The sequence below is a fragment of the Paracoccus sp. S4493 genome (genome assembly GCF_000967735.1).
Taxonomy (GTDB): Bacteria; Pseudomonadota; Alphaproteobacteria; order Rhodobacterales; family Rhodobacteraceae; genus Paracoccus; species Paracoccus marcusii.
The window spans coordinates 1-1,156 of the sequence record NZ_JXYF01000088.1; the positions used below are offsets into that span (position 1 = coordinate 1).

The 1,156-nt window shown below is 67.4% G+C and carries 2 protein-coding genes; both read left to right on the forward strand.

Translation table 11 applies throughout. The features are described 5' to 3' along the window. The coding region (rfbB, locus tag TW83_RS12745) for a dTDP-glucose 4,6-dehydratase (protein ID WP_045983158.1) at window positions 1-813 on the forward strand (813 nt) is incomplete at its 5' end. Next, window positions 813-1,156, forward strand: a 344-nt coding sequence (locus tag TW83_RS12750; protein ID WP_045983159.1) for a sugar nucleotide-binding protein, incomplete at its 3' end; no start/stop codon positions are given. The genes rfbB and TW83_RS12750, both read left to right, overlap by 1 nt.

Below are 1,156 nucleotides of genomic sequence, written 5' to 3' on the forward strand. Positions count from 1 at the left end.
ATCATGCACCTGGCCGCGGAGAGCCATGTGGACCGGTCCATCGACGGCCCTGCGGCCTTCGTGGAGACGAACGTGATCGGCACGTTCAACATGCTGGAGGCTGCGCGCGCCTATTGGACGGCCCAAGGGCGCCCCGACAGCTTTCGCTTTCACCACATCTCGACCGACGAGGTCTTCGGGTCGCTGGGCGAGACGGGGCAGTTCACCGAAACCACGCCCTATGACCCGCGCAGCCCCTATTCGGCCAGCAAGGCAGGGTCCGACCATCTGGTCCGCGCGTGGGCCGAAACCTATGGCCTGCCCGTCGTGCTGACGAACTGTTCGAACAATTACGGCCCCTATCATTTCCCGGAAAAGCTGGTGCCTGTGGTGATCCTCAAGGCGCTGTCGGGCCAGCCGATCCCGGTCTATGGCGACGGGGGCAACATCCGCGACTGGCTCTATGTCGAGGATCACGCCGATGCGCTGCTGCTGGTCCTGGAAAAGGGCCAGTTGAACCGCAGCTACAATATCGGCGGAGAGAACGAGGCCACCAACATCGATCTGGTCCGCACCATCTGCGCGCATATGGACGAGCTGCACCCCGCGGGCGCGCCGCATGCGGACCTGATCACCTTCGTGACCGACCGTCCGGGCCATGACCGCCGCTATGCGATCGACCCGACCCGCATCCGCACCGAACTGGGCTGGCGCCCGTCGGTGACGGTCGAGGAGGGGCTGCGCCGCACCGTCGAATGGTATCTGGCCAATCGCGACTGGTGGCAGCCGCTGCTGGACCGCGACGGCGTTGGCAAGCGCCTGGGAACCGCGTGATGCAGGGATTGCTGGTCTTTGGCCGCACCGGCCAGGTCGCGCGGGAACTGGCCGCGCTGGCGTCCGATGCGACCTTTGCAGGCCGCGACCGGGCCGATCTGACCAACCCCGCCGCCTGCGCCGCCCTGATCCGTGCGGTGCGTCCGCGTGCGGTCATCAATGCCGCCGCCTACACCGCCGTGGACCGGGCCGAGACGGAGCCGGACAGCGCCCGCCTGATCAATGCCGACGCGCCTGCCGCGATGGCGCGAGCCTGCGCGGATCTGGGCATCCCGTTCCTGCACATCTCGACCGACTATATCTTTGACGGCTCGGGCGACCGACCGCGGGCCGAGGATGCCCC